27 protein-coding genes and 1 pseudogene are annotated in these 24312 nt (G+C 69.4%); 11 read left to right on the top strand and 17 right to left on the bottom strand.

From position 1 onward, the window contains the following. Positions 1-125 precede the first annotated feature (125 nt). Genes qcrB through ctaE form a run of 4 tightly spaced genes read right to left on the bottom strand, consistent with a single transcriptional unit; the run spans position 126 to position 4336 of the window. Positions 126-1736, bottom strand: coding sequence for a cytochrome bc1 complex cytochrome b subunit (gene qcrB / locus Ate02nite_RS19120; RefSeq protein ID WP_203807369.1), 1611 nt, complete (start codon positions 1734-1736; stop codon positions 126-128). Continuing rightward, entirely contained in the window at positions 1733-2833 is a 1101-nt protein-coding gene (gene qcrA / locus Ate02nite_RS19115) for a cytochrome bc1 complex Rieske iron-sulfur subunit (protein WP_203807367.1), read from the bottom strand. The genes qcrB and qcrA overlap by 4 nt, the downstream gene beginning before the upstream one ends. Beyond that, the gene (gene qcrC / locus Ate02nite_RS19110) at positions 2830-3687 is read right to left on the bottom strand and encodes a cytochrome bc1 complex diheme cytochrome c subunit (protein WP_203807365.1); all 858 of its coding nucleotides are present in this window, start codon (positions 3685-3687) and stop codon (positions 2830-2832) included. Before qcrC ends, qcrA begins: the two co-directional genes overlap by 4 nt. Positions 3688-3736: 49 nt before the next feature. Further along, positions 3737-4336, bottom strand: coding sequence for an aa3-type cytochrome oxidase subunit III (gene ctaE / locus Ate02nite_RS19105; protein ID WP_203731294.1), 600 nt, complete (start codon positions 4334-4336; stop codon positions 3737-3739). Between the two features lie 107 nt (positions 4337-4443). Between ctaE and Ate02nite_RS19100 the strand changes: the two genes are divergently transcribed. From Ate02nite_RS19100 to Ate02nite_RS19085, 4 genes are all read left to right on the top strand, one after another. Beyond that, positions 4444-5430, top strand: a complete 987-nt coding sequence (locus Ate02nite_RS19100; protein ID WP_203807363.1) for a cytochrome c oxidase assembly protein — start codon at positions 4444-4446, stop codon at positions 5428-5430. A 51-nt stretch (positions 5431-5481) separates the two neighbouring features. Next, positions 5482-5931, top strand: coding sequence for a hypothetical protein (locus Ate02nite_RS19095; protein ID WP_203807361.1), 450 nt, complete (start codon positions 5482-5484; stop codon positions 5929-5931). A 30-nt stretch (positions 5932-5961) separates the two neighbouring features. Next, positions 5962-7020: an anthranilate phosphoribosyltransferase gene (gene trpD / locus Ate02nite_RS19090; protein ID WP_203807359.1), complete on the top strand. Its 1059-nt coding sequence runs from the start codon at positions 5962-5964 to the stop codon at positions 7018-7020. A gap of 110 nt (positions 7021-7130) precedes the next feature. After that, positions 7131-7325 carry a hypothetical protein gene (locus Ate02nite_RS19085; RefSeq protein WP_203807358.1) on the top strand — a complete coding sequence of 65 codons (195 nt, stop codon included), beginning with the start codon at positions 7131-7133 and terminating at the stop codon, positions 7323-7325. Between the two features lie 262 nt (positions 7326-7587). Here the strand turns inward: Ate02nite_RS19085 and Ate02nite_RS19080 are convergent, their stop codons facing one another. Then, positions 7588-8013 (bottom strand): cytochrome c oxidase subunit 4, encoded by a 426-nt coding sequence (locus Ate02nite_RS19080; protein WP_203807356.1) that lies wholly within the window; start codon positions 8011-8013, stop codon positions 7588-7590. Positions 8014-8023: 10 nt separating this feature from the next. Then, positions 8024-8869 (bottom strand): aa3-type cytochrome oxidase subunit II, encoded by an 846-nt coding sequence (gene ctaC, locus Ate02nite_RS19075; protein WP_203807691.1) that lies wholly within the window; start codon positions 8867-8869, stop codon positions 8024-8026. Between the two features lie 288 nt (positions 8870-9157). Here ctaC and Ate02nite_RS19070 point away from each other — a divergent pair, with 288 nt between their 5' ends. Then, entirely contained in the window at positions 9158-10264 is a 1107-nt protein-coding gene (locus tag Ate02nite_RS19070; protein WP_203807689.1) for a cysteine desulfurase family protein, read from the top strand. Next, the gene (locus Ate02nite_RS19065; protein ID WP_203807354.1) at positions 10261-10473 is read left to right on the top strand and encodes a sulfurtransferase TusA family protein; all 213 of its coding nucleotides are present in this window, start codon (positions 10261-10263) and stop codon (positions 10471-10473) included. The genes Ate02nite_RS19070 and Ate02nite_RS19065 overlap by 4 nt, the downstream gene beginning before the upstream one ends. Here the strand turns inward: Ate02nite_RS19065 and Ate02nite_RS19060 are convergent. The 4 genes from Ate02nite_RS19060 to Ate02nite_RS19045 form a co-directional block, all read right to left on the bottom strand. Beyond that, positions 10466-10963: a P-loop nucleotide/nucleoside kinase family protein gene (locus Ate02nite_RS19060; RefSeq protein ID WP_203807352.1), complete on the bottom strand. Its 498-nt coding sequence runs from the start codon at positions 10961-10963 to the stop codon at positions 10466-10468. The two genes, Ate02nite_RS19065 and Ate02nite_RS19060, sit on opposite strands and share 8 nt — an antisense overlap. A gap of 1 nt (position 10964) precedes the next feature. Further along, positions 10965-11945 carry a carbohydrate kinase family protein gene (locus tag Ate02nite_RS19055; protein ID WP_203807350.1) on the bottom strand — a complete coding sequence of 327 codons (981 nt, stop codon included), beginning with the start codon at positions 11943-11945 and terminating at the stop codon, positions 10965-10967. A gap of 110 nt (positions 11946-12055) precedes the next feature. Further along, the gene (erpA, locus tag Ate02nite_RS19050; protein WP_203807348.1) at positions 12056-12424 is read right to left on the bottom strand and encodes an iron-sulfur cluster insertion protein ErpA; all 369 of its coding nucleotides are present in this window, start codon (positions 12422-12424) and stop codon (positions 12056-12058) included. An 87-nt stretch (positions 12425-12511) separates the two neighbouring features. Further along, complete coding sequence (locus tag Ate02nite_RS19045) at positions 12512-13615, bottom strand: glycerate kinase family protein (RefSeq protein ID WP_203807346.1); 1104 nt, start codon at positions 13613-13615, stop codon at positions 12512-12514. 68 nt (positions 13616-13683) lie between these two features. On the opposite strand from Ate02nite_RS19045, the gene nadA reads away from it, so the two are divergent. From nadA to Ate02nite_RS19030, 3 genes are all read left to right on the top strand, one after another. Continuing rightward, a complete protein-coding gene (gene nadA, locus Ate02nite_RS19040; protein ID WP_203807344.1) occupies positions 13684-14853 on the top strand; it encodes a quinolinate synthase NadA in 1170 nt (389 codons plus the stop codon). A gap of 254 nt (positions 14854-15107) precedes the next feature. Then, a complete protein-coding gene (murA, locus tag Ate02nite_RS19035; RefSeq protein WP_203807342.1) occupies positions 15108-16466 on the top strand; it encodes a UDP-N-acetylglucosamine 1-carboxyvinyltransferase in 1359 nt (452 codons plus the stop codon). A 95-nt stretch (positions 16467-16561) separates the two neighbouring features. Next, positions 16562-17179, top strand: a complete 618-nt coding sequence (locus Ate02nite_RS19030; RefSeq protein WP_203807340.1) for a DUF3043 domain-containing protein — start codon at positions 16562-16564, stop codon at positions 17177-17179. On the opposite strand, the gene Ate02nite_RS19025 is transcribed toward Ate02nite_RS19030, so the two are convergent. Further along, a complete protein-coding gene (locus Ate02nite_RS19025) occupies positions 17176-17484 on the bottom strand; it encodes an AzlD domain-containing protein (protein ID WP_203807337.1) in 309 nt (102 codons plus the stop codon). The two genes, Ate02nite_RS19030 and Ate02nite_RS19025, sit on opposite strands and share 4 nt — an antisense overlap. Continuing rightward, the gene (locus Ate02nite_RS19020) at positions 17478-18167 is read right to left on the bottom strand and encodes an AzlC family ABC transporter permease (RefSeq protein WP_203807335.1); all 690 of its coding nucleotides are present in this window, start codon (positions 18165-18167) and stop codon (positions 17478-17480) included. Before Ate02nite_RS19020 ends, Ate02nite_RS19025 begins: the two co-directional genes overlap by 7 nt. Before the next feature lie 65 nt (positions 18168-18232). Here Ate02nite_RS19020 and Ate02nite_RS19015 point away from each other — a divergent pair, with 65 nt between their 5' ends. Beyond that, positions 18233-18787 (top strand): helix-turn-helix domain-containing protein, encoded by a 555-nt coding sequence (locus tag Ate02nite_RS19015; RefSeq protein ID WP_203807333.1) that lies wholly within the window; start codon positions 18233-18235, stop codon positions 18785-18787. Here the strand turns inward: Ate02nite_RS19015 and Ate02nite_RS19010 are convergent. The 5 genes from Ate02nite_RS19010 to Ate02nite_RS18990 are packed head-to-tail and all read right to left on the bottom strand — an operon-like array spanning position 18784 to position 23573. Next, a complete protein-coding gene (locus Ate02nite_RS19010) occupies positions 18784-20118 on the bottom strand; it encodes a glycoside hydrolase family 16 protein (protein ID WP_203807331.1) in 1335 nt (444 codons plus the stop codon). The genes Ate02nite_RS19015 and Ate02nite_RS19010 overlap by 4 nt on opposite strands. A gap of 11 nt (positions 20119-20129) precedes the next feature. Beyond that, positions 20130-20978, bottom strand: a complete 849-nt coding sequence (locus tag Ate02nite_RS19005) for a glycoside hydrolase family 16 protein (protein ID WP_203807329.1) — start codon at positions 20976-20978, stop codon at positions 20130-20132. A 3-nt stretch (positions 20979-20981) separates the two neighbouring features. Continuing rightward, complete coding sequence (locus Ate02nite_RS19000; RefSeq protein WP_203807327.1) at positions 20982-21932, bottom strand: ABC transporter ATP-binding protein; 951 nt, start codon at positions 21930-21932, stop codon at positions 20982-20984. Continuing rightward, positions 21929-22729 (bottom strand): ABC transporter permease, encoded by an 801-nt coding sequence (locus Ate02nite_RS18995; protein WP_203807325.1) that lies wholly within the window; start codon positions 22727-22729, stop codon positions 21929-21931. The genes Ate02nite_RS19000 and Ate02nite_RS18995 overlap by 4 nt, the downstream gene beginning before the upstream one ends. Beyond that, the gene (locus tag Ate02nite_RS18990) at positions 22722-23573 is read right to left on the bottom strand and encodes an ABC transporter permease (protein WP_438871226.1); all 852 of its coding nucleotides are present in this window, start codon (positions 23571-23573) and stop codon (positions 22722-22724) included. The genes Ate02nite_RS18995 and Ate02nite_RS18990 overlap by 8 nt, the downstream gene beginning before the upstream one ends. A gap of 153 nt (positions 23574-23726) precedes the next feature. Between Ate02nite_RS18990 and Ate02nite_RS48820 the strand changes: the two are divergent. Further along, positions 23727-24312 (top strand): annotated as a pseudogene (locus Ate02nite_RS48820) (hypothetical protein); the annotation flags it as partial.

The following is a 24312-nucleotide window of genomic DNA, read 5'->3' as shown; positions in this document are numbered from 1 at the left end:
GCGCGCGGAGGGTGAGCAGCGACGGCGCGGGACTGAGCGGCGGGGACTCGTCGTGGCCGCGTACTTAAAGAAAAGCGTGAGGGGCCCGCCGAAGCGGACCCCTCACGGGTTTGTTCTTGCCGGGCTCAGTGGCCGGTGGTGATTTCTTCGCGTTCGTCCTTGCCGCTCACCGGCGGCATGCCGGGTGAGACCGGGGCCTCGGCCGGCTTTTCGACCGGGAAGAAGAAGCCCTTGATGGCGGGGGCCAGGGCGCCCACCCGGTTCATCTTCTTCGGGACCACCCAGCCGCCGTATTCGAGCGGGATCGGGTGTCCGTGGTCGTCGACCGGGCCGAGCGGCTGGTGGACCTCCATGAACTGGCCGTTCGGGAGGCGGCGGATGATGCCGGTCTCCACGCCGTGGGCCAGGACCTCGCGGTCGTGCTGCTGGAGACCCAGGCAGACGCGGACCGAGATGTAGTAGGCCAGCGGCGGCAGGATCAGCAGGCCGATGCGGCCGGCCCAGGTCATCGCGTTCAGGCTGATGTGGAACTTGTCGGCGATCACGTCGTTGCCGCCGGACAGGGTCGCGACCAGGAAGAACGCCAGCGACATCGCGCCGATGCCGACCCGCTCCGGGTTGTCTCGCGGACGCTGCAGCAGGTTGTGGACCTGCTTGTCCTTGAGGCGCCGGGCCTCGATCCACGGGTAGAACATCGGGACCGTGGTCAGCGCGCCGAGACCGACCACGGCGGGCCAGAACAGCGGCGGGATGCTGTAGTCACCGATGTAGATCTGCCAGTTCGGCATGAGCCGGACCAGGCCGTCCATGAACATGACGTACCAGTCGGGCTGGCTCGCCGAGGAGACCTCGGAGGCGCGGTAGGGGCCGAACAGCCAGATCGGGTTGATCTGGAAGAGGCCCGCCATCAGCGCCACCGTGCCGAAGACGGCCATGAAGAAGCCGCCCTGCTTGAGCGCGTAGCGCGGGAACATCCGCTCGCCGACCACGTTGGTGTTGGTCCGCATCGGGCCCGGCCACTGGGTGTGCTTCTGCGCGAAGACCAGGCCCAGGTGGACGCTGATCAGTGCGAGCAGGCCACCCGGGATGAGCAGCACGTGGGCGATGTAGAACCGGCCGATGATCAGGTGGCCGGGGAACTCGCCGCCGAAGATCGAGGCCGAGATCCAGGTGCCGGCCACCGGGATGGACAGCATGATCGCCGAGGCGATGCGGAGACCGGTGCCGGACAGGCCGTCGTCGGGGAGCGAGTAACCGGTGAAGCCGGCCAGGAAGCCCAGCAGGAACAGCACCACACCGATGGCCCAGTTCGCCTCGCGCGGCTTGCGGAACGCGCCGGTGAAGAAGATGCGGCACATGTGCACGACGATCGACGCCATGAACAGCAGCGCCGCCCAGTGGTGCATCTGCCGCATGAACAGGCCGCCGCGCACCTCGAAGGACAGGCGCAGGGACGACTCGTAGGCGGCCGACATGTCGACGCCACGCAGTGCGGAGTAGGGGCCCTCGTAGGCGACCTCCTTCATCGACGGATCGAAGAAGAGGGTCAGGAAGACACCGGTCAGGAGCAGGATGATGAACGAGAAGAGCGCGATCTCACCGAGCAGGAACGACCAGTGGTCGGGGAAGACCTTGTTGAGGAGGCCACGCAGCGGGGTGGCCGCCTTGTAGCGCTCGTCCACCCCCTTGGCGAAGGTGATCGGCGCCTGCGCGAGATCAACTTTCTTGCGCTTCACGGCCGCTCCCAGAAGTCTGGTCCGACGGTGTCCTTGTAGTCGGACTTTGCCACGAAGTAACCTTCCTCGTCCACGCCCAGCGGCAGCATTGGCAGACGCCGGGTGGCCGGGCCGAAGATCGGCTGCGCGTTCTTGGTGATCATGAACTGCGACTGGTGGCACGGGCAGAGCAGACGGTTGGTCTGCTGCTCGTACAGGCTCGCCGGGCAACCGGCGTGCGTGCAGATCTTCGAGTAGGCGACGTAATCGCCCCACATCGAGTCCTTGTTACGCGTGTCGCTGTTCGCGTTCGTCCGGGTCAGCTCGGCGTCGTCCGGCCGCAGGTGGATCAGCAGGGTCGGCGAGTCGGCCCACTCGTTCGTCGCGCCGCCGGGGATGCCGGGGAAGACCGTCATCTGACCGCCGGTGCTGACGTCCTCGGGGCGGATCGGGCTGCCGTCGTCGCGGGTCAGCCGGACCAGGTTGCCACCGTTGTGCGCCTTGTTGAAGCCGGTGCTGAACATGATCGGCGGGTCGGCCTTGTGCGGGTTCTCGATCAACCCACCGATCAGCGGCGCCGCGGCGGCCAGCCCGATCGGCGCCATGCCGATCGCGATCGCGCCCTTGAGCAGCGGCCGGCGCTGCACGCCCTGGCCGAGCTCGTCACCCACGAAGAGGATCGTCTGGCCGGTGATGATCTGCTCCTCGCTGGGCGAGGGGTCGTTGTGCCGCTGCTGGATCGACACCTCGTGCGGCAGCAGCTTCTTGGCCCAGGCCAGGATGCCGAAGCCGACACCGAACAGCGAGACCGCCAGCGAGATGCCGAGCAGCGGCGTGTAGTAGTCGCTCAGCGTGTCGCCGAGCTCGAAGCGCCACGGCCACCAGATGTAGAAACCGAGGAACGCGAAACCGCCGACGCCCGCGATCAGGAACAGCAGGGCGATGTTGCGCACGACGCGCTTCTCCGCCTTGGAGTCCACGCCGGGGAACTGCGATTCGTACGTGACGATCTCGATCTCGTCACGCCGTGCGCCCTCTTTGACGATCTCGAACCGGCTCAGCCGGGGATCGGTCACGTCGACCGGAGCGTCCGTCGACTTGTCGTGCACGGCCGTCATGACTTCCCCGCAATCCACAGGGTGGTGAAGACCAGGATCGTGATGCCCACCCCGAAGATCGCCAGACCCTCGGTCACCGGTCCGTAGCGGCCCAGGTTGAACAGGCCACCCGGGTCCCTGTCCTGCTGCAGCTGGACGGTGACGTAGGTGATGATCTCGCGCTTCTGGTCGGGCGTGAGCTGGTTGTCGCCGAAGACCGGCATGTTCTGCGGGCCGGTCAGCATGGCCGCGTAGAGCGTCTCGGGCGAGGCGTCGTGCAGGGCCGGAGCGTACTTGCCGGAGGACAGTGCGCCGCCGCCGCCGCCGAAGCCGTGGCAGGAGGTGCAGTTGACCCGGAACAGCTCGCCACCGCGGGCGAGGGCCTCGGGGTTCTCCTTCAGGTCCTCGGTGTACTTGCCGTCCGAGGGGAGCTGCGGGCCGCCGCCGAGTTCCTGGATGTACTGCCCCAGCTGCTTGGTCTGGGTCTTGTCGAACTGCGGCTTCTTCTCCTCGGCCTGAGCCTCCTGGCGGGTCATCGGCATGCGGCCGGTGCCCACCTGGAACTCGACCGAGGCCGAACCGACGCCGATCAGGCTCGGTCCCCGGCCGGTGACACCCTGCGCGTCGCGCCCGTGGCAGGTGATGCAGCTGTTGTCGTACAGCTGCTTACCCTCTTGCGCGGTGGCCGAGAGCTGGGTGGTGTCGTCGGCGAAGGCGCCGGGGGCGAACGCGGTGTATACGCCGCCGGCGAGCGCGAGCGCGGCGAGCATGCGCACCGCGGCGCCGAGACGCCGGCGCGCCCGACTCGGCGCGGTGCGACGCCGGGCGAGTACGCCCCGGAAACGCCACCGGCCGGCGGGGGATCCTGAAGTCATCAGCTGTGTCCCTCTGGGTTTTGACCTGAAACTCATGGACGGGCGCGGGTCACTGAAGCCAATAGATCATGGCGAACAGTGCGATCCACACGATGTCCACGAAGTGCCAGTAGTACGACACGACGATCGCCGACGTCGCCTGCGCCGGGGTGAACCGGCCCATGGTCGTACGGATCATGTAGACGATGAAGGCGATCAGACCACCGGTGACGTGCAGGCCGTGGAAGCCGGTCGTCAGGTAGAACATCGAGCCGTAACCGTCGCCGTTGAGCTTGATGCCCTCGTGGACCAGGTTGCGGTACTCGTTGGCCTGGCCCAGCACGAAGATCAGGCCCATCACGAAGGTGATCGTGAACCAGCGCCGCAGCGCATGCACATCGCCCTTCTCCGCCGCGAAGACGCCGAGCTGGCAGGTCACGGAGGAGAGCACGAGAATCACCGTGAAGGTGGTCGCGTACGGGAGCTTCAGCTCCGGCGTGTGCTCTTCCCACATGCTGTAGTCCGCCGCGCGAATCGAGAAATACATGGCGAACAACGCCGCGAAGAACATGAGTTCGCTGGAGAGCCACACGATCGTCCCGACACTGACCATATTCGGTCGGGTCAGCGAGTGGATCCTGCTCTTGTCGATGGCTGGGGCCGCTGTCACGAGGCTCATTATTGCCCCGCGATCAGTCCAACGTGCCGTGGGGGGTGGAATCCGGCACGTGTCGCAGCCCGGAATAACATTCGCCGACCGGATAGGCCTAGCCTCAGGTGGTGTTGCTAGTCGAAACGCCCCCGCTGCTGGCCGCGGCGGGAGATACTGTTCTACCGCCGTTCACCGCGGCCTCGATCTTCACCGAGATCAACCTGACCAGCCTGATCGCGCTGTTCCTGCTGATCGCCGCGGCCCTGTACGGGTACGGCGTCTATCAGCTCCGGTTGCGCGGCGACCACTGGCCGGCCGGCCGGACGGTGGCCTTCGTCGCCGGTGGACTGGGCTCGATCGCGGCCGTCACGGTCAGCGGCATCGAGGCCTACGACACCACGCTGGTATCGGTGCACATGGTCCAGCACATGGTGCTGTCCATGGTGGGACCGATCTTCCTGGCCCTGGGCGCGCCGGTGACCCTCGCGCTGCGCACCCTGCACGGCGCTCCGCGTAAGACGCTGCTGACGGTCATCCACAGCGGGCCGGTCCGGGTGCTGACGTTTCCGCTGGTCGCGTTCGGGATCTTCGTGGCCAACCCGTTCGTCCTGTACTTCACCGGGCTCTACCGGCAGACGCTCGAGCACGCCTGGCTGCACGAGTTCATCCACCTGCACTTCATCGTCACCGGCTGCCTGTTCTTCTGGCCGCTGCTGGGCCTGGACCCACTGCCCAACCGCTGGCCCTACCCGGCCCGCGCGCTGCTGATGGTGCTGTCGGTGCCGTTCCACACCGTGCTCGGGCTGACCATCATGCAGAGCAAGACGCTGCTCGGCGGCGACTACTACCCCAACCTGCATCTGAGCTGGTCGGATCCGTGGAACGACCAGGTCACGGCGGGCGGCATCCTGTGGGCCGGCGGCGAGATCGTGAGCGTCACGATGCTCGGCATCCTGGTCCTGCAGTGGATCAAGCAGTCCGAGCGCGAGGCCCGGCGGGTCGACCGGGCGCTGGACCGGGCCGAGGCCCAGGAAGCGGCCCGCGAGGCCGCGATTGCCAACAAGATCACAGAACAACCCGCAGTGGTACGACCACGCGCGGACGGCGATTAACCCTGTTCGGTACGATCACACGGCACCTACGACGTGAACCGGGGCACATTTATGAGCGACTCAACCGCGGCCTCCGGGCCGGAGACCTACACGGTCCTGCTCTACAGCGACGACATCGCGGTCCGGGACCGGATCCGGATGGCCATCGGCACCCGCCCCGCCATCGACCTCGCGGTCGAGTTCGTCGACGCCTCCACCTGGGAGGAGTGCCGCATCATCCTGGACAAGTACGAGATCGACCTGATGGTGCTGGACGGCGAGGCCTCGCCCGCCGGCGGCCTGGGCATCGCCCGGCAGACCAAGGACGAGTACGCCACTCCCCCGCCCGTCTGCGTCGTGCTGGCCCGTGCCGCCGACCGCTGGCTCGCGGCGTACGCGCAGGTGGACGGCACCCTGACCTACCCGCTCGACCCGGTGACCACCGGCCAGACGGTCGCCGCGATGCTGCGCGCCCGGCGCAACGGCGCGGTGCCGCTCGGCACGCTCGGGCACCTCGGCTAATTTCACATCCCCCCGACGGAGGCTCCCGCCATGGGCGCACGCACCTGGCCGAACCTGACTAGCGCCCTGCTGCGCGGCGAGGAACTCGCCGCCGCCGACACCGCCTGGGCGATGGGCGAGATCATGGCGGGCAACGCCACGCCGGTCCAGATCTCCGGGTTCGCGATCGCCCTGCGCGCCAAGGGCGAGACGCCGGCCGAGCTGGCCGGCCTGGTCGAGGCCATGCTGGCTGCCGCCACCCTGGTCGAACTGCCGGAGGAGACCCGCACCGACGCGGTCGACGTGGTCGGCACCGGCGGCGATCGGGCCAACACGGTGAACATCTCCACGATGGCCGCGATCGTCACGGCCGCGGCCGGGGTCACCGTGGTCAAGCACGGCAACCGCTCGGCCTCCTCGTCGACCGGCACCGCCGACCTGCTCGAACACTTCGGCATCCCGCTCGACCTGGGCCCGGCCGGCGTCGCCCGCACGGTGCGCGAGGCCGGCATGGGCTTCTGTTTCGCGGCCCGCTTCCACCCCGGCATGCGGCACGCCGCGGTCACCCGGCGCGAGCTGGGCGTGCCCACGTTCTTCAACGTGCTGGGCCCGCTGACCAACCCGGCCCGGCCGACCGCCGCCATGGTCGGCTGCTTCGACCTGCGGATGGCGCCGGTGATGGCCGCGGTGTTCGCCCGGCGCGGCGACTCGGCCCTGGTGGTGCGGGGCGAGGACGGCCTGGACGAGTTCACCACCGCGGCGCCGACCCGGATCTGGAAGGCGGCCGGCGGCACCGTCGAGGAGCTGGTGATCGACGCCGTCGAGCTGGGGCTGCCCCGCAGCCAGCCGGCCGACCTGCGCGGCGACGACGTGAAGTTCAACGCCGAGGCGGCGCACCGCACGTTCGCCGGCGAGGCCGGACCGGTGCGCGACGCCGTGGTGCTCAACGTGGCGGCCGCGTTCGCCGCGCACGGTGGCTTCCCGGGCGACCTGAGGGACACGCTGCGGGCCGGAATCGCCCGCGCCCAGGACACTATCGACTCGGGCGCCGCCACGGCTCAGCTGGCCCGCTGGGTGGCCGCGGCGCAGGCCGCGAAAGCCACCGAATAACAAATCCTCGGCGGACACGCCGTCGCTAATGCTCCAAGATGCCCGGATTTCGTGGCAGCGTCTGAATCGCATTCGGGTAATTCCGCTTCCGGTGAAGAGAGGAGCCACCCGTGTCGGAACGCGAACTGCGCTGTGTCATCTGCGACGGCGACATGATGTTCGAGGTGCCCCCCTGCCCCGACGGCCACGACGAGTGCCCCGAGCTGGTCTGCACCCGCTGCGGCGCCGCCGAGGTAGTGGCCCCGATCGTCGTCCACCTCTGGGGCAAACGCCCCCAGGTCCCCCACCAGCGCAGAGCGGCCTGACGGCCGCAACCACCAGGCGCAACCACCGATGGCCGCAACCACCAATGGCCTTGACCACTCTCCCCCATTGTTTCTCAACGAGGGTGGTTCCACTTAACCCGTGCGCGGTCGCCGTCAATGAGATGGGCCCGGTTTTCCGACGCCGCGGGGTGTGCGGCGTTGGAAAACCGGGCCCATCTCATTGACCTAAAGGCGACCGCGCCCGCTGAGCGAAGCGAAGCCAGCCAGCTCAGCAGCGCAAACCACCAAGCCCAGCCAGAGCTCAGTGCTCGGCGGTATGCCGAGTCCCGCTGTAGTACTCAAACAGCATCGACGAAGCCGAGAAGATGACCAGAATCAGCCCAACCGCGATCAGCCACCACATCCAGAACACCAGCCCAAGCGCCGCAATCGAAGCCGACAGCGCGATCCCGAACGGCCAGTAACTCCCAGGGCTGAAGAAGCCGATCTCCCCCGCCCCCTCGGCGATCTCGCCGTCCTCCCGGTCCTCCGGGCGAAGGTCGATGCGCCGAGCCACGAACCAGAAGAAGCCACCGCACATCGAGCAGAGCAGCCCAGACATGATCAGCGCGACCACGCCGATCCACTCCACCTGCCCGGTCTCGCCGTGCGTCCAGAAGCCGTAGAGGGCCGCCGCAGCGAACAGGAAGCCGGCGACACCGGAGAAGATCTTGTATTCGGTCTTCACGGAGTGACCCCTACTTTCCCGCGGCGACGGTGTTGGACTGGTTCCAGCTGCTCGACTGGCGGCGGGTGTTCAGCGGTTCGGTGGTAACCGCGTACGGCTCCTTGCCGATCGCGATCATCGCCTCCTGTGTGGTGGCACCGCTCTTCTTCGCCGCCAGGTATTTGTCGAAGTCGTCCGGCGAGACCACGACCAGCTCGAACTGCATGAAGGCGTGGTAGGTGCCGCACAGCTCGGCGCAGCGGCCGACGTAGCGGCCCTCCTTGTCGAGGGTCACCTCGAAGACGTTGCGCACGCTGCCCGGGAAGACGTCGCGCTTGAAGAGCATCTCCGGCACCCAGAACGAGTGGATGACGTCCTTGCTGGTCTCCTCGAAGCGGATCTTCTCACCGGTCGGCAGCACCAGCAGCGGGATGACATCGGCCGAGCCGACGGTCGAGGCGACCGTGTTGGCGTCCTTGCCCATGCCGTCGCGGTAGTTGAACTGCCACTGCCACTTGAACGCCACGACCTCGACCACCTGGTCGGGGTTCTTGGAGAGCTTGTCCACATCGGTCTGCACGATGGCGGTGTAGTAGAACAGCACCGCCACGATCAGGATCGGGGTGACCGTGTAGAGGACCTCCATGGGCATGTTGAACCGGGTCTGCACGGGCAGCTCGTCGCCACGCTTGCGGTACCGGATGATGCACCAGAAGATCAGGCCCCACACGAAGATGCCGACGATCAGCGCCGCGATGACCGAGGCGATCCAAAGGTCATACATCTTGTGCGCCTGCAGGCTCACGCCGCGGCTGGGCCACCCGAAGTTGCCGAATGCCTTCCCGAAGCCCTCAATGGAACAGCCCGAGAGCAGCATCAGCAGCCCCGCACCACTGAGACCGAGCCCGGCGATCCGGGCTGCCGCTCGTGGCCGTGCGGCCGAACTCTTTGCGCCCACCTGCTTTTGCCTCCTTAGCAGCGCCGCGCCGCCCCGAAATCAGACACTGGGCAGCAAGGCGTACCGACGGTCGCAGATTACTCGACCTGGCCCTACCGTTCGGTTGCGGGGGTCGGATCTTCAACCGCCGCGGGTACACCTCAACAACCGGACGATACCGTTCGCAGGGTGGAATACACGGGCGTTCCCGCCGGTACGGCGGCTTATATGGACGCGGCCAGCGCGGTTCCACTGCATCCGGTGGCCGCCGAGGCGCTGACCGCGGCGCTGGCTGACGGCTGGGCCGATCCGGCCCGCCTCTATTCCGCCGGCCGGCGGGCCCAGCAGCTGCGGGACGCGACGCACGCCGCGTTCGCCGAGGCTCTGGGCGTACGGGTGGACGAGGTGTCACTGTGGCCGTCGGGTACGGCTGCGGCGCAAGCGGCCGTACTCGGTGGACTGGCCGGACGGGCCCGCCGGGGCGACACGCTGGTGCATTCGGCGATCGAGCACTCGGCCGTCCTGCACGCCGCGGCCCGGGGAAAGGCCACCGAGGTGGGCGTCGATCGCCTGGGCCGGCTCGACCTGGACGCCTGGGAGCAGGCGGTCGCGGCACCGGGCGTGGCCCTGGCCAGTTTGATCTCGGCGAGCCACGAGGCCGGGACGGTGCAGCCGGTGGCCGCGGCGGCCGGCTACTGCGCCGAGGCCGGGGTGCCGCTCTACGTGGACGCGGCCCAGTCGGTCGGCCGGGTGCCGATGCCGGCCGGGTGGTCACTGCTCAGCGCGAGCGCGCACAAGTGGGGCGGTCCGCCGGGGGTGGGCGTGCTCGTGGTCCGTAAGGGTGTGCGCTGGATCTCGCCGTACCCGCAGGATGATCTTTATCGCCCCGGCCTGCCGGGCGCTCTCGATCTGCCGGCCGCGGTGGCCGCGGCGGCGAGCCTGCGCGCCGTTCTGGGCGAGGCGCAGGCCGAGGCCGTGCGGTTGTCTTCCCTGGTCGATCGCATCCGCGAGCGGGTGGCGGCGACCGTGCCGGACGTCGAGATCGTCGGCGACCCGGTGGAGCGGCTGCCGCACCTGGTCACCTTCTCCTGCCTCTACGTCGACGGCGAGGCGCTGCTGCACGCGCTGGACCGGCAGGGGTTCGCGGTCTCCTCCGGCTCGTCGTGCACCGCGTCGACGCTGCGGCCGAGCCACGTGCTGGAGGCGATGGGCGTGCTCAGCCACGGCAACGTGCGGGTCTCGCTGCATCGCGGCACGACGGCCGAGGAGGTCGACCGCTTCCTGTCGGTGCTGCCGGGCCTGGTGGCCGGCATCCGGGCCGAGGCGGGAATGTGATCGAGCTGGACTGCCTCGGGCATAAGTGCCCGCTCCCGGTGATCGCTTTAGCGCGCAAAATCCGAAATGTCGGTATCGGGGACGTGATCCGGGTGCTCGCGGACGACCCGGCGGCGGCCAACGACATTCCGGCCTGGTGCCGGATGAAGGAGCAGGAATACCTGGGCTCCCCGGCGGCGAACGCCTTCGAGGTGCGCAGGCTCAGCTGAGGTACGCCACCACCGGCTCGACCGGATCCTTGGCCAGGTGGGTATCGACCACCAGGCGCGGGCCCAGGTACGGCTCGTACTCCTTCTGCCGCTCCAGCACCCGCACCCAGTCCGGGATGCTGTCGTGGTCGCGGGACGCGTAGCGGGCCTCGACCCGCCGCCGGTGCTCGGCGTCGTCCCCGCAGACGACCTCGACCACCTTCAGCGGCACGCCGGCCCGCTCGGCCACCTCGATCCAGAGCTGCCGGGCTGCCTTCACCGGGCTGACCGCGTCGATGATCACGTGGTGGCCGATCCGCAACTGCGCCTCGGCCAGCGCCGCCACCACCCCGTAGGCCGCATAACCCGGCCGCGGTTCGGTCACCTCATAGCGCTGCAGCGTGAAGTCGACGGTGTCGACGGCGAGCACCGCCGCGGGCAGCTCGGTGGCCACCCGCGCGGCAAGCGTGCTCTTTCCGACACCCGGCAGCCCGGCGAAGACGGCGAGCATCTCAGGCGGTCGGGAGGAACTGCTTGATCTCGGCGGCGGCCTCGTCGCCGTACGAGTCGGCGAACCGCTTCGCGAAGTCCTCGGACCGCACGTCGTACTCCTGCGGGCCGACCGACTCCAGCACCAGCGCCGCCACCAGCGAGCCCACCTGGGCGGCCCGCTCGAGGCCGAGGCCCCAGCCGATGGCCGCGAAGAAGCCGGCCCGGAAGCCGTCGCCGACGCCGGTCGGGTCCTCGGGGATGACGTCGCGGGCGACCGGCACGTGGATGCGCTCGATGCCGCGGCCGGTGATCTCGACGCCGTCCTTGCCGAGCGTGGTCACCCGGATCTTGACCTGCTCCAGGACCTGGTCGCCGGTGAGGCCGGCCTTGGTCTCCAGCAGCGACCGCTCGTAGTCGTTGGTCAGCAGGTACTCGGCGCCGGAGATCAGGGTCAGCACGTCGCTGCCGTCCATCCGGGCGAGCTGCTGCGACGGGTCGGCCGCGAACTTGAAGCCCCGGGCCCGGCACTCCTGCGAGTGGCGGATCATCGCGGCCGGGTCGTTCGCGCTGATCAGCACGAGGTCGAGGCCGCCGGCCCGCTCGTTGACCGGGGACAGCTCGATGTTGCGGGCCTCGGACATCGCGCCCGCGTAGAACGAGGCGATCTGGTTGAGGTCGTCGTCGGTGGTGCAGACGAACCGGGCGGTGTGCGCCACCTCGCTGACGTGCACCGAGTCGCAGTCGACGCCGTGCCGCTCGAGCCAGGACCGGTAGTCGGCGAAGTCGGCGCCGACCGCGCCCACCAGGATCGGGCGCAGCCCCAGCTTGCCCATGCCGAACGAGATGTTGCTGGCCACCCCGCCGCGCCGGACCACCAGGTCGTCGACGAGGAAGGAGAGCGAGACCTTGTGCAGCTGGTCGGCAATGAGCTGCTCGGCGAACCGGCCCGGGAAGTGCATGAGGTGGTCGGTGGCGATCGAGCCGGTGACGGCGATCTTCATGTCGGCCCTCGAGGTTGGGGAAAGGGGGCGTTACGAGCGAAGCCTACCGGCACGTTACGCGCAGCAGGCCGCCCCGTTAACGGGACGGCCTGCAACGAGGATTCGGTGCTTTAGTGGAACGAGTCACCGCAGGCGCAGGAGTTCTGCGCGTTCGGGTTGTCGATCGTGAAGCCCTGGGCGTCGATCCGGTCGGCGAAGTCGATGGTCGCGCCCGCGAGGTAGGGAGCGCTCATCCGGTCGACGACGACACCGACACCGTCGAAGTCGTTCACCACGTCGCCGTCGAGCGAGCGCTCGTCGAAGAACAGCTGGTAGCGCAGGCCGGAGCAGCCACCGGGCTGAACGGCGATGCGCAGGCGCAGGTCATCGCGCCCTTCCTGCTCGATCAGGGCCTTGACCTTCACCGCGGCGACGTCGGTCAGAATGACGCCGGTCGGGGCGGCGGCCTCGGTCGACTGAATGTGCGCTTCAGTGGTCACTGCGTATCTCCCTGCCAAGTGCGGTCATCTGCCGTACCGCCCAACGCTAACCCTGATCGGGATGATTCCCAATCCTGGTGGCCCAGGTCACCTGCTCCAGTGTTGCGCAAGTTCACCCGCGATCTCGGTGAGACCCCGGGCGGGCTCGGCCAGGGCGGTCTTCTCCGACCCGAAATGATCGGTGAGCGACACCGTCTCGGTGACCCCGGCACTGGCCGCCTCGCGGAAACCGGTCTCGTTGCGGCCACACACCACGATGCAGGGCAGGCCCCGGTCGCGGGCGCCGTTCGCGATGCCGGCCACCACCTTGCCGCGCAGCGACTGGTGGTCGAAGGACCCCTCCCCGGTGATCACCAGCTCGGCCGCGTCCAGCTCGCCGGCCAGCCCGATCAGCTCGGTGACCAGGCCGATGCCGGAGATGATCTGGCCGCCCAGGGCGATCAGCGCGGCGCCGATGCCACCGGCCGCGCCGGCGCCCGGGGCGTTCGCCAGGCCGGTTACCCCGAACGCCGTCTCCAGCACGCCGGCGAACTGCTCGAGCGCGGCGTCCAGGCGGTAGACGTCCTCCTCGCTGGCGCCCTTCTGTGGGCCGTAGATCTTGCTGGCGCCGTGCAGGCCGATCAGCGGGTTGTCGACGTCGGTGGCCGCGACCAGCCGCACCTGCCGCAGCCGGGGCGGGCCGGCCAGGGCCGCCGCCGCGTTCAGGTAGGCCCCGCCGTACGGCAGCGCGTAGCCCGCCACGTCGACCGGGGCGGCGCCGAGCGCGGCCAGCATGCCGGCCCCCGCGTCGTTGACCGCCGAGCCGCCCAGCCCGATCACCACCTCGGCCGCGCCGGCCTCGACCGCCGCCATCAGCAGCAGGCCCAGGCCGTACGAGGTGGTGACGTTGGGGTCGCGTTCCTCGCGGGTCAGCAGGTGCAGGCCGCAGGCCTGGGCGCTCTCCACGTAGGCGGTGTTGCCGGCCAGCAGGATCTCGCCGCGGGCCGGCCGGCCCAGCGGGTCGACCGTCTCCACCGGGATCAGCCGGCCGTTCAGCGCGGCCGCGAGCACCTCGACGAAGCCGGGGCCGCCGTCCGAGAGGGGCCGTTTCACGATGATGTCGGAGGCGGACCAGCCGGCCTCGACCGCATCGGCGACGGCGGATGCGGAGAGGGTCCCGGCGAACTTGTCCGGACAGATCAGTACGCGCACCGCCTGAGTGTGGCAGGCCACGTTCAGCGAAGCAGATGACCGTCCCGCGCTGTGCGACGATGACTTTCGTGACCTCGACCTGGATCGAACCCGCCAGTACGGCAACCGCGCTTCTTCTGCTCGGCCGTGGCACCGATCCCGCCTCCGAGCGTGGCGTGGACTGCCCCGGTGACCTTCCCGCTCCCAGCGACCCCGACCTGGTCGCCCGGGCGACCGCGGCCAAGGCCGCGCTCGGTAACCGGGTCTTCGTGCTCGGCCATCACTACCAGCGCGACGAGGTCATCCAGTTCGCCGACGTCACCGGCGACTCGTTCAAGCTCGCCCAGCAGGCGGCGGCCCGGCCGGATGCCGAGTTCATCCTGTTCTGCGGCGTGCACTTCATGGCCGAGAGCGCGGACATCCTGACCACTCCCGATCAGAAGGTCATCCTGCCCGACCTGGCGGCCGGCTGCTCGATGGCCGACATGGCCGTGCTGGGCCAGGTGGAGACCGCCTGGGAGCGCTTCGAGGACCTGGGTATCACCGGTGAGATCGTCCCGGTGACCTACATGAACTCGTCGGCCGACATCAAGGGCTTCGTCGGGCGCAACAAGGGTGTGGTCTGCACGTCGTCGAACGCCAAGCGGGCCCTGGACTGGTCGTTCGAGCAGGGCTCCAAGGTGTTCTTCCTGCCCGACCAGCACCTGGGGCGGAACACCGCCGTACTGGAAATGGGCTTTGATCTTGATGATTGTGTTCTTTACGACCCGCACAAGCCGGGCGGCGGGCTGACCGACGAGCAGCTGCGCAACGCCCGGATGATCCTGTGGCGGGGGCACTGCTCGGTGCACGGCCGCTTCACCCTGGACAGCGTGCGCGAGGTGCGCGAGCGGGTTCCGGGCGTGAACGTGCTGGTCCACCCCGAGTGCCGGCACGACGTGGTGCGGGCCGCCGACTTCGTCGGCTCGACCGAATACATCATCCGGGCGCTGGACGCGGCCGAGCCGGGGTCGAGCTGGGCGGTCGGGACCGAGCTCAATCTGGTACGCCGGATGGCGCTGGCCCACCCCGACAAGCAGATCATGTTCCTCGACCGGGCCGTCTGTTACTGCTCGACGATGAACCGGATCGACCTGCCCCACCTGGTGTGGGCGCTGGAGGAACTGGTGGCCGGCCGGGTGCCGAACCAGATCTCGGTCGACCCCGACACGGCACACCACGCACGGGTGGCTCTCGACCAAATGCTGGCCCTGCCGTAACCCTAAGTGATGACAAAGGCGCCGTCCGCTGGGCGGCGCCTTAATGTTGCCTTAGCCACGTCCGCCACCCCACCCGCCGCCCTAAATCTGACTTAAGACTGTAATGCTTTCTCCCCAAGTGACCGTTGTGCCGACTTCCCTAATCGTCACTCAGGGCTATGCTTCCCCGGTTGCAGAATCGGGTACCCCCTCCCGCGTTCTGCCCCCTCGACAAACACTCGGGCGCCCCGATCGCCCGCCGGCTGGAGGTTACGTTGACCGACGACGTCTTGGTCGTGCACGGCGGTACGCCGTTGCAAGGTCAGATCCGGGTCCGTGGCGCGAAGAACCTCATCTCGAAGGCGATGGTCGCCGCCCTGCTGGGCGAGACCCCGAGCCGCCTGTTCGACGTCCCGCGCATCCGCGACGTCGAGGTCGTCCGCGGCCTGCTCGAACTGCACGGCGTCAAGGTCACCGACGGCGCCGACGACGGCGAGCTGGTGATGGACCCCACGAACGTGGAGAGCGCCAGCACCGACGAGATCAACGTGCACGCCGGCTCGAGCCGGATCCCGATCCTGTTCTGCGGCCCGCTGCTGCACCGGCTCGGCCGCGCGTTCATCCCCGACCTGGGCGGCTGCCACATCGGCCCGCGCCCGATCGACTTCCACATCCAGGCGCTGCGCGAGTTCGGCGCGGTCGTCGACAAGGCGCCCGAGGGCATGCACCTGAGCGCGCCCAACGGCCTGCACGGCGCCAAGCTGGAGCTGCCCTACCCGAGCGTCGGCGCCACCGAGCAGGTGCTGCTCACCGCCGTCCGCGCCGAGGGCACCACCGAGCTGCGCAACGCCGCCATCGAGCCGGAGATCATGGACCTGATCTGCGTGCTGCAGAAGATGGGCGGCATCATCACGGTGCACACCGACCGGGTCATCGAGATCCAGGGTGTGCCCAAGCTGCACGGTTACGCGCACAAGCCGATCCCGGACCGGATCGAGGCGGCCAGCTGGGCCGCGGCCGCGCTGGCCACCAAGGGCGAGATCGAGGTGCTCGGCGCCCGGCAGGCCGACATGATGACGTTCCTGAACGTGTTCCGCTCGATCGGCGGCGAGTTCGAGGTCACCGATGACCGGGTCGGCCGGCCCGGGGTCACCGGCGTCGAGGGTGGCATCAAGTTCTGGCACCCGGGCGGCGACCTGCAGCCGGTGGCGCTGGAGACCGACGTACACCCCGGTTTCATGACCGACTGGCAGCAGCCGCTGGTGGTCGCGCTGACCCAGGCCCGCGGCCTGTCGATCATGCACGAGACGGTGTATGAGCAGCGGCTCGGCTACACCGACGCGCTCAACCAGATGGGCGCCACCATCCAGGTCTACCGGGACTGCCTCGGTGGCACCCCGTGCCGGTTCGGGCGCCGCAACTTCAAGCACTCGGCGGTCATCGCCGGCCCGTCCAAACTGCACGCGGCCGACCTGGTGATCCCCGACCTGCGGGCCGGCTTCGCCCACCTGATCGCGGCGCTGGCCGCCGAGGGCACCTCCCGGGTGTACGGCGTAGACCTGATCAACCGCGGCTACGAGGACTTCGAGAACAAGCTGGCCGCCCTGGGCGCGCACGTCGAACGCCTGAGCTAACCCGCGGCGGAAAACCCCAGAAGAAATGCATAAGGTTTCGTCACGATGAGCGGCGCGGTGTAACTGTTACCGCGCCGCTTGGCTACTCTCCTAGCGTGTCCTCGCTTTTTCGCCGCAAGTCAGCCGACGTCGCCACTCCCGAAACCGCGGAGGAGGTGACCGACCCTTCTGCCCGGCCGAAGGCCTACACGCCGAGCAAGAAGGAGCTCGGCCAGGCCACGCCGAAGCGGCAGAACACCGGCCGCAAGGTCAACGCCCCGGCTCCGGAGAACCGCCGCGAGGCGATGAAGCAGATGCGCGAGCGGCAGCGCGTGGAGCGCGCCGAGGCGACCGAGGGCATGCGCAACGGCGACGAGCGCTACCTGCTCGCCCGCGACCGCGGCCCGGAGCGGGCCCTGATCCGCAACCTGATCGACGCCCGGCGCACGGTCGGCACCTGGTTCTTCGGCGGCGCGCTGATCGTGCTGATCGGCTCCACGATCCAGATCCGCGAGGTCCAGCTGGCCAGCAACATCGTCTGGGCGCTGCTGGCCGTCGCGGTGATCATCGACAGCGTGCTGATCGCCCGCAAGGTCAAGAAGCTGGTCCGGGAGCGCTTCCCGAAGAGCGAGCTGCGGGTCGGCTCGCTGCAGTTCTACGGCGTGATGCGGGGCCTCACGTTCCGCCGGATGCGCGTCCCGAAGCCGCAGGTCCAGCTGGGCGACAAGATCTAGTCGACGCCGGCCAGTCGCAACAGGGCCGCCGTTCCGGCGGCGGCCAGCACCACCACGACGAACGGCGCCTTGCGCCAGGCCAGAATTCCCCCGACGAGTACGCCCGCGGGGCGCGCGACCCCGGCGAACGCCGTCCCGGCCATCAGCGCCGCCGTGCCCGCCAGTGCGGCCAGCAGCGCGGCGGCGGCCATCGGCAGCAGCCGCTGCAGCGTCTCGGAGAGCTCGAGCCGCCCGCGCAGCAGCACTCCGCCGAGCCGCATGGCGTAGGTGCCGACACCCAGCGCGACGATCGCGGCGATCAGCATGACCGTTCCTTTCGACGCGGCAGGCGGACCAGAGTCAGCAGACCGAGCAGCGCACACATCACCGGCAGGCCCGCGGGCAGCACCGGGGTCAGCAGGACGGCGATCGCGGCCCCGGTCAAGGCCACCGTGCGGGTGGCGCGATCCGTCAATGACGGCATGATCAGGGCCAAGAGAGCGGCCGGGAACGCCGCGTCCAGGCCCAGCGCGTCCGGGTCGCCGGTGGCGCCGCCCAGCAACACGCCGAGGGCGGTGCCGATGTTCCAGGACGTGAACAGCGTCAGCCCGATGATCCAGTAGACCCGGTGCCGCCGGTCCGGATCCGGCTCGGCCAGGGTGAAGGCGGCCACCTCGTCGGTCAGCACGTGACTGCCGATCAGCCGGTCCCGCAGGCGCGGGCCGACGGCCTCGGACACGGCCAGCCCGAACGGCAGGTGCCGGGCGTTGAGCAGCAGGCCGGCCACCAGCGCGGCGAGCGGGTTGCCGGCCGCGAGCAGGCCGACCGCCAGGAACTGCGAGCCACCGGCGAAGACGACCGTGGACATCAGGAACGGCACCCAGGTCGGCAGGCCATACGCGATCGCGATGGCACCGAACGACGCGCCCACCGCGATCATGGCCGCGGCGATGGTGGCGGCGTCGCGCAGGAGTGCCCGATCCGCTTCCGTTCGCTGTACCGTACGCATGGTTTGAAATACTGAACGACACGCCAACGTTCGTCAAATCGAACGACACGATCGACGGAGCGAACATGCAGCAGCCGGCACCCCCGCTCGCCACCATCGCCGCGGCCCTGCGCCGCGAACGTGAGCGCGTCGGCATCTCCCTCGCCGAGCTGGCCCGCCGGGCCGGCCTGGCCAAGTCGACCCTCTCCCAGCTGGAGGCGGGCGCCGGCAACCCGAGCATCGAGACCCTCTGGTCGCTCGGGGTGGCGCTGGGCGTGCCGTTCAGCCGACTCGTCGAGCCGCCGACCAGTCAGGTGCGGGTGATCCGGGCCGGTCAGGGCCCGCGGCTGCTGGCCGACAAGTCGACGTACGCGGCCACCCTGCTCGCGGCCGGGTCGACCCACGCCCGCCGCGACCTGTACGTACTCGAACTGGAACCGGGCCAGCCGCGCGAGGCCGAGGCGCACATCCCGGGCAGCGTCGAGCATCTGGTGGTCGCGGCCGGCCGCATCCTCGCGGGCCCGGCCGGCGGGCAGATCGAGCTCGGCCCGGGCGACTACATCGCCTTCCCCGGCGACGTGCCGCACTACTACGAGGCCCTGGAGCCGTCCTGGGCCGTCCTCATGATGGAACACGCCTAGAAGGGGATGCCGCCGGCCCAGATGTTGATCGCGTGGATGGTCATCGTGCGCGGGAAGACGGTCTGCGAGTAGTCCACGAGCGGGTTGATCGCGATGTTCATGACCAGGTACATCGACTTGCCGAACGGCCAGAGGCGGCCGGTCGCCAGGGCGTCCGACGCCCAGATCGTCATCGCCGGCTTGCGGTCGACGTAGAAGCGGATCAGCTTGCCGGAGAAGTAGACGCCGTACAGGTGCGACGCGGCGTCGGCCGATTCGCCCAGGTCGGTCTGCGACTCGGCCTCGGCCCAGCCGTACGCCCGTTCCTTGGTCGGGTCGGCGGCGGTCGGCAGGTGCACGGCGGTGCGGGCGATGTTCGGCGTGCCGCCGGACGCCTCGTACACGTCCATCTCGCCGCACCGCGGCCAGCCGACCTGGTCGACGTCGGTGCCGATCAGCCAGATGGCCGGCCATACCCCTGTGCCGGCCGGCCCGGTGGCCTTCACCTCCAGGTATGAGCCGGACTTCACGGTCACGCCACCCTTGGAGTTGAGCCGGGCGCTGGTGTACGTGCTGCCGTCCTTGCGGACCGTGATGTCCAGCCCGCCCGCGCCGTTCAGCTGGGCGTTCTTGGTGCTGGCGGTGTAGATCTGCGGTTCGCCGTGCCCCCAGCCCCCACCGCCGGTCTCGTGGTTCCAGAGGTCCGGGTCGGGCGGCGAACCGGCCTTCCCGGCGAAGCTGACCTTGGTCGTGGCGGCGGTCCCGGCCTTCACCTGCGGTGGCAGCGGCGGATCGACCCGCTGCACGCTCACCCCGGTCACCTCGACCTGGAACGAGCCGGTGGACGGGAGCGCCAGGTAGACCCCGGTGTCCGTGCCGCCGGTGCCGGTCGCGAGGAAGGTACGGGTGACCTGGACCCACTTGGTGTCGGCCGGCTTGCCGTACTCGGCGGTCCTGGTGGGTTGATTTTGATATTGGGCGTTGGCGAGCAGCAGGCCGTAGGCGCGGCCCTTGCCCTTGAGGTCCCGCAGGTAGGCGGTCATCCGGTAGTACTCGCCGGGCTCGAAGAAGCCCCGGTGGATCGCGACCATCGCGAACGCCCAGTCGCCGGTGCTGCCGCCGGCGCTGAGCCGCACGCCGGTCGGTTCCGGCGCGCCGGTCCGGCCGGTGAACCGCTCGATCGCGATCGTGCCCTGCTCGGCGGCGGTCGTCCAGCCGTCGAGGTTGACCGACGCGGACCCGTTGAGCACGGCCTCCACCGGCTTGCTGTCGTCAACTGACACTGAGGGGGTGCCGAACATCGAGAGCAGAACCACCATGACCGCGGCGATCAAGGGGATCGGCGGCAGCATGAAGCTCCTCGTCAGAAGGGCACACCGCCGTGCCAGATCGAGATCGGGTGCACGGTCATGGTGCGTGGGAACACCGTGGCGGAATTATCGGTCGTCCCGTCGACCGCCACGTTGAGAATCAGATATTGCGGTCCGCCGAACGGCCACGAGCGACCGGCGTTGAGCGCGGCCGTGGCCGGCACCGTCATGGTCGGCCGGCGGTCGAGGTAGAAGCGGACGATCTTGTCGTCGAAGTAGACGCCGTACCGGTGCGGGCCGTCTTCGAGGGAACTGCCGACGTCGGTGGTGCCGCCCGGTTCGCCCCAGCCATACGATTTGTCGGTTGCCGGGTCGTCGGCCGCGGCTAGGTGCACGGCCGCGTGGGCCTCGGTCGGGGTGGCCCCGGTGCCCTCAAAGATGTCCAGCTCACCGCAGGCCGGCCAGCCCACCTCGCCGATGTTCGCGCCGATCGCCCAGAAGGCCGGCCACACTCCGGCGCCGACCGGCGCGACGATCGACGCCTCGACGTACGAGCCGGGCTGGACCACGACCTTGTCCTGGGTGGTGATCCGCGCGCTGGTGAAGCCGGTACCGGTCCGATAGGCCGAGATCCGCAGGTTGCCGGCGCCGTCGAGGTAGGAGTTCTCGGCGCTGTCGGTGTAGGTCTCCAGCTCGCCGTTGCCCCACCCGCCCCCGCCGGTCTCGTGGTTCCACACCGCCGGGTCGATCGGCGAACCGGCCGGCCCGTCGAAGGTGATCGTCCGGCTCGCTTCGCCGGTGACCCGGGGCGGCTGGTAGGCGGCGACCGCGAAGGTCGGGCCGACGGCCGCGCGCGGCATGGTGGCCAGCACCAGAAGAACCACGATGGGCAGTGGGTTCATAGCTCATCCCGCCTGATAGAGGCGCGCCACGACGTCCTCGATGTCCGGTTCCACCACCGACAGGTCACGCACCGAGGCCACCGCCACCAGCGCGGCGACCGCCGCGCCGGACGACGAGCCGTCCAGCGCGAACGTTACCCGGTGGCCGTCCGCCTCGACGCCGGTCACCGACGCGCCCGGCAGCGTGAAACCCGGCGGCAGCGGCTCGTCGAGCTCGACCACCAGGCTCCGCCGCGAGCCGTACCGCGCGTGCAACGCCTCAATCGTGCCGTCGTGGACCACCCGCCCGTGGTCGATCACCACCAGCCGGTCGCACAACCGCTCGATATCGGCGAGATCGTGGGTGGTCAGCACCAGGGTCACATCCCCCGAAGCGCCCAGTTCGGCCAGGAACGACCGCACCGCCTGCTTGCTCACCACGTCCAGGCCGATCGTCGGTTCGTCCAGGAAGAGCACCCGCGGCCCGTGCAGCAGCGCCGCGGTCAGCTCCCCGCGCATCCGCTGCCCCAGGGACAGCTGACGGACCGGGGTGTCCAGGAACGCGTCGAGATCCAGCAGGCCACGGCAGCGGCGCAGGCGGGCCTCGTGCTCGGCCGCCGGCACCCGGTAGATGTGCCGCAGCAGCCGGAACGACTCCCCCAGCGGCAGGTCCCACCAGAGCTGCGACCGCTGCCCGAAGACCACCCCGATCCGCAGGGCCAGCCGGGTGCGCTGCGGCACCGGGGTCAGCCCGAACACCGACACCTCGCCCGAGCTCGGCGACAGCACCCCGGTCAGCATCTTCAGCGTGGTCGACTTGCCGGCCCCGTTCGGGCCGATGTAGCCGACCATCTCCCCCGGCTCGATGGTCAGGTCGATCCCGTCGACCGCGGAGACCGTGCGTTTCTCCCGCCGCAGCCGGCCCGCCTTCACCCGTACCGTGAAGTCCTTGCGCAGTTCCCGCATCTGAATCATGAACCCGTACTCCGGTAGTGGCGGATGCCGACGCGCCACACCGCGGTGGCGATCGCCACCGCCGGCAGCGCCACCAGCGGGGACACATAGCCGGCCCAGGCCGGCAGACCCAGCGGATCGGTCCGGCCCAGGAGCGCCAGCGCCGGCTGATAGGAGACAAAACCAAAGCCCAGGGTGTACGCGAACAGGTCCCGGAACCAGTTGCTGTAAACCGTGATCGGGTACGACGTGAAGTCCCGCCCGCCGTAGGTGAAACCGTTGCCGATCTCCCCCGACTCGACCCACCAGAACGCGAAGCTGGCGGTCAGCACGAAGATCGCCCCGAAGAAGAACGCCGCCCCGACCGGCACCACCGCGGCCAGCACCACCCGGGCCGGCGTCCAGTCGATGTCGTTGGCGGCCAGCGCGATGCCGTAGATGGTCGCCCCGAACACCAGTCGCAGCAGCTTGCGCAGCGGCAGATCGGTGAAGACCAGCTGCGGCAGCACCGGCAGCGGGCGGGTCAGCATGGTGTCGAGCTGACCGGTGCGTACATATCTCTTCAGGTCGTCGATGTTGCCGACGGTCATGTCGGCCAGCACGAACCCGAACGCGGTCAGTCCGGTCATCAGGATCGCCTGGGCCAGGGTGAACCCGCCGATCTGCGCGGTTGCCCGGAACAGCACGAACACGGTGGTCACGTCGAGGACGGTGGCGCCGACGTTGCTCAGCATCTCGGCCGCGAACGACGCCCGGTAGGACAGCATCGACCGCCACTTCCCGCCGGCTAATGCCGCGTACGCCCGGATCTCACCCACCCTGCACCACCAGCTTGCGTTCGGCGCGCCGCTGCACCACGGTGGCCAGCCAGATGAGCAGCACCGCCCAGATCGCCTGCAGGGCGACCAGGCCGGCCTGCAAGGCCGGCGGGTCGCGTTCGACCAGGACGTCCAGCGGGGTCTGCAGCAGACCCGGCAGCGGGGTGGCGACCCACAGCGTCACGGTCAGCCACTCCGGGAGCAGCCGCAGCGGGAAGTAGAGGCCGGCCAGCACCCCCGACCCGAGCGTCCACAGCATCTGCGGGCCGCGGGCGTCCTGCAGCCAGTAGGCGGTCGCGTTGATCAGGAATCGGCAGCCGAAACACCCCACCACGGCCAGCAGCACGGACAGCACGAACAACGGGACGGTCTGCCATCGCTGCGGGGTGACCAGCGGAAAGAACAGCAGCCCGACCAGCACCGGACCGAGAAAACGGGTGAGGACGCCGTGCAACGCACGACCCAGGTCAGCCGCGAGGTACGACACGACCGGCGGAACCGGACGTAACAGGTCGGATGCGATGTCTCCGGTGCGGATCCGGTCGGCCAGCTCGGCCCAACCCCACATTCCGGTCACAGCGAGTAATCCCTGACCCACCCAGACGTATGTCGCGAGTTGCTCGACGTCATACCCGGCCGGGCGATTGCCCACCGCGCCGGCCGCTACGGCCAAGAGCACGTAGCAGCGAAGGAAGCCGAAGACTATGTTGGTGAACGATCCGGCTATGGTGGCCTGCCGATAGGTCGCGTAGCGCCGGAAACCCGACCAGACCAGTGCACCGAAAGTAGTGAGGGAAGCGCGGAACGGCCGACCGGGAGAGATCGTCAGCACGCTGGCGCCAATCCGGTCCACGCCGTTAATCTCCTTCCAAACCCCGCAGTGGAGCCGGGAGACTCTACCCGGGTCTCCGGACGGCCACCGCACATTTTTCGCACGAGAAGTGGACTCGACCGTGACGGAGCGTCGCCAATCGCCGGGCTTGCTGTTGGCTGCCCGATGAACGGCTGGAGCTCGCAGATCGGCGACGACCGCTGGGGCGACGAGCCCGCCTGGGTCTACGAGATCACCTGGGAGTGGGAGCCGCTGCCCGGCCAGCGCTACCCCGGCGACCCCGGCCGCCGGAAGGCCGTGCACACCCCCGTCTACGAGGCCTCGCATCCCGAGGAGACCCCGCAGCGCTATTCACACACCCCCGTCCAGCGGGACGAGCCGCGCTCGTACGACCAGCGCCCGCCGCAGGACCGAAGCTCCGGTGGTTACGCGCCGCGTTCCGGCGCGAGCTCGGGCCCGGGTGGCGCGCAGCCCTCGCCGCAGCGCGACGAGCCGTCGTGGAACCGCCCGATGGCCATGCCCGACCACCTCCAGGACGACCGCCGCCAGCCCCAGCCCGGCCGCCTCACCGCGCCGGACCAGCGCCGCAGTTCCGCCCCCGTCTACGGCCGCCAGCCCAACACCCCCGACCCCCAGTTCCGCGACCAGACCCCGCGCCGCGACCCGCAGCGCGACGCGCAGCGTGATGGGCAGCAGCACCGCGACCCGCAGCGCGACGCGCAGCGTGATGGGCAGCAGCACCGCGACCCGC

Origin of the sequence: Paractinoplanes tereljensis (genome assembly GCF_016862435.1) — a bacterium.
Taxonomy (GTDB): domain Bacteria; phylum Actinomycetota; class Actinomycetes; order Mycobacteriales; family Micromonosporaceae; genus Actinoplanes; species Actinoplanes tereljensis.
Note: the sequence above shows the minus strand (reverse complement) of the source record. Positions and strands in the feature narration are given on the sequence as shown.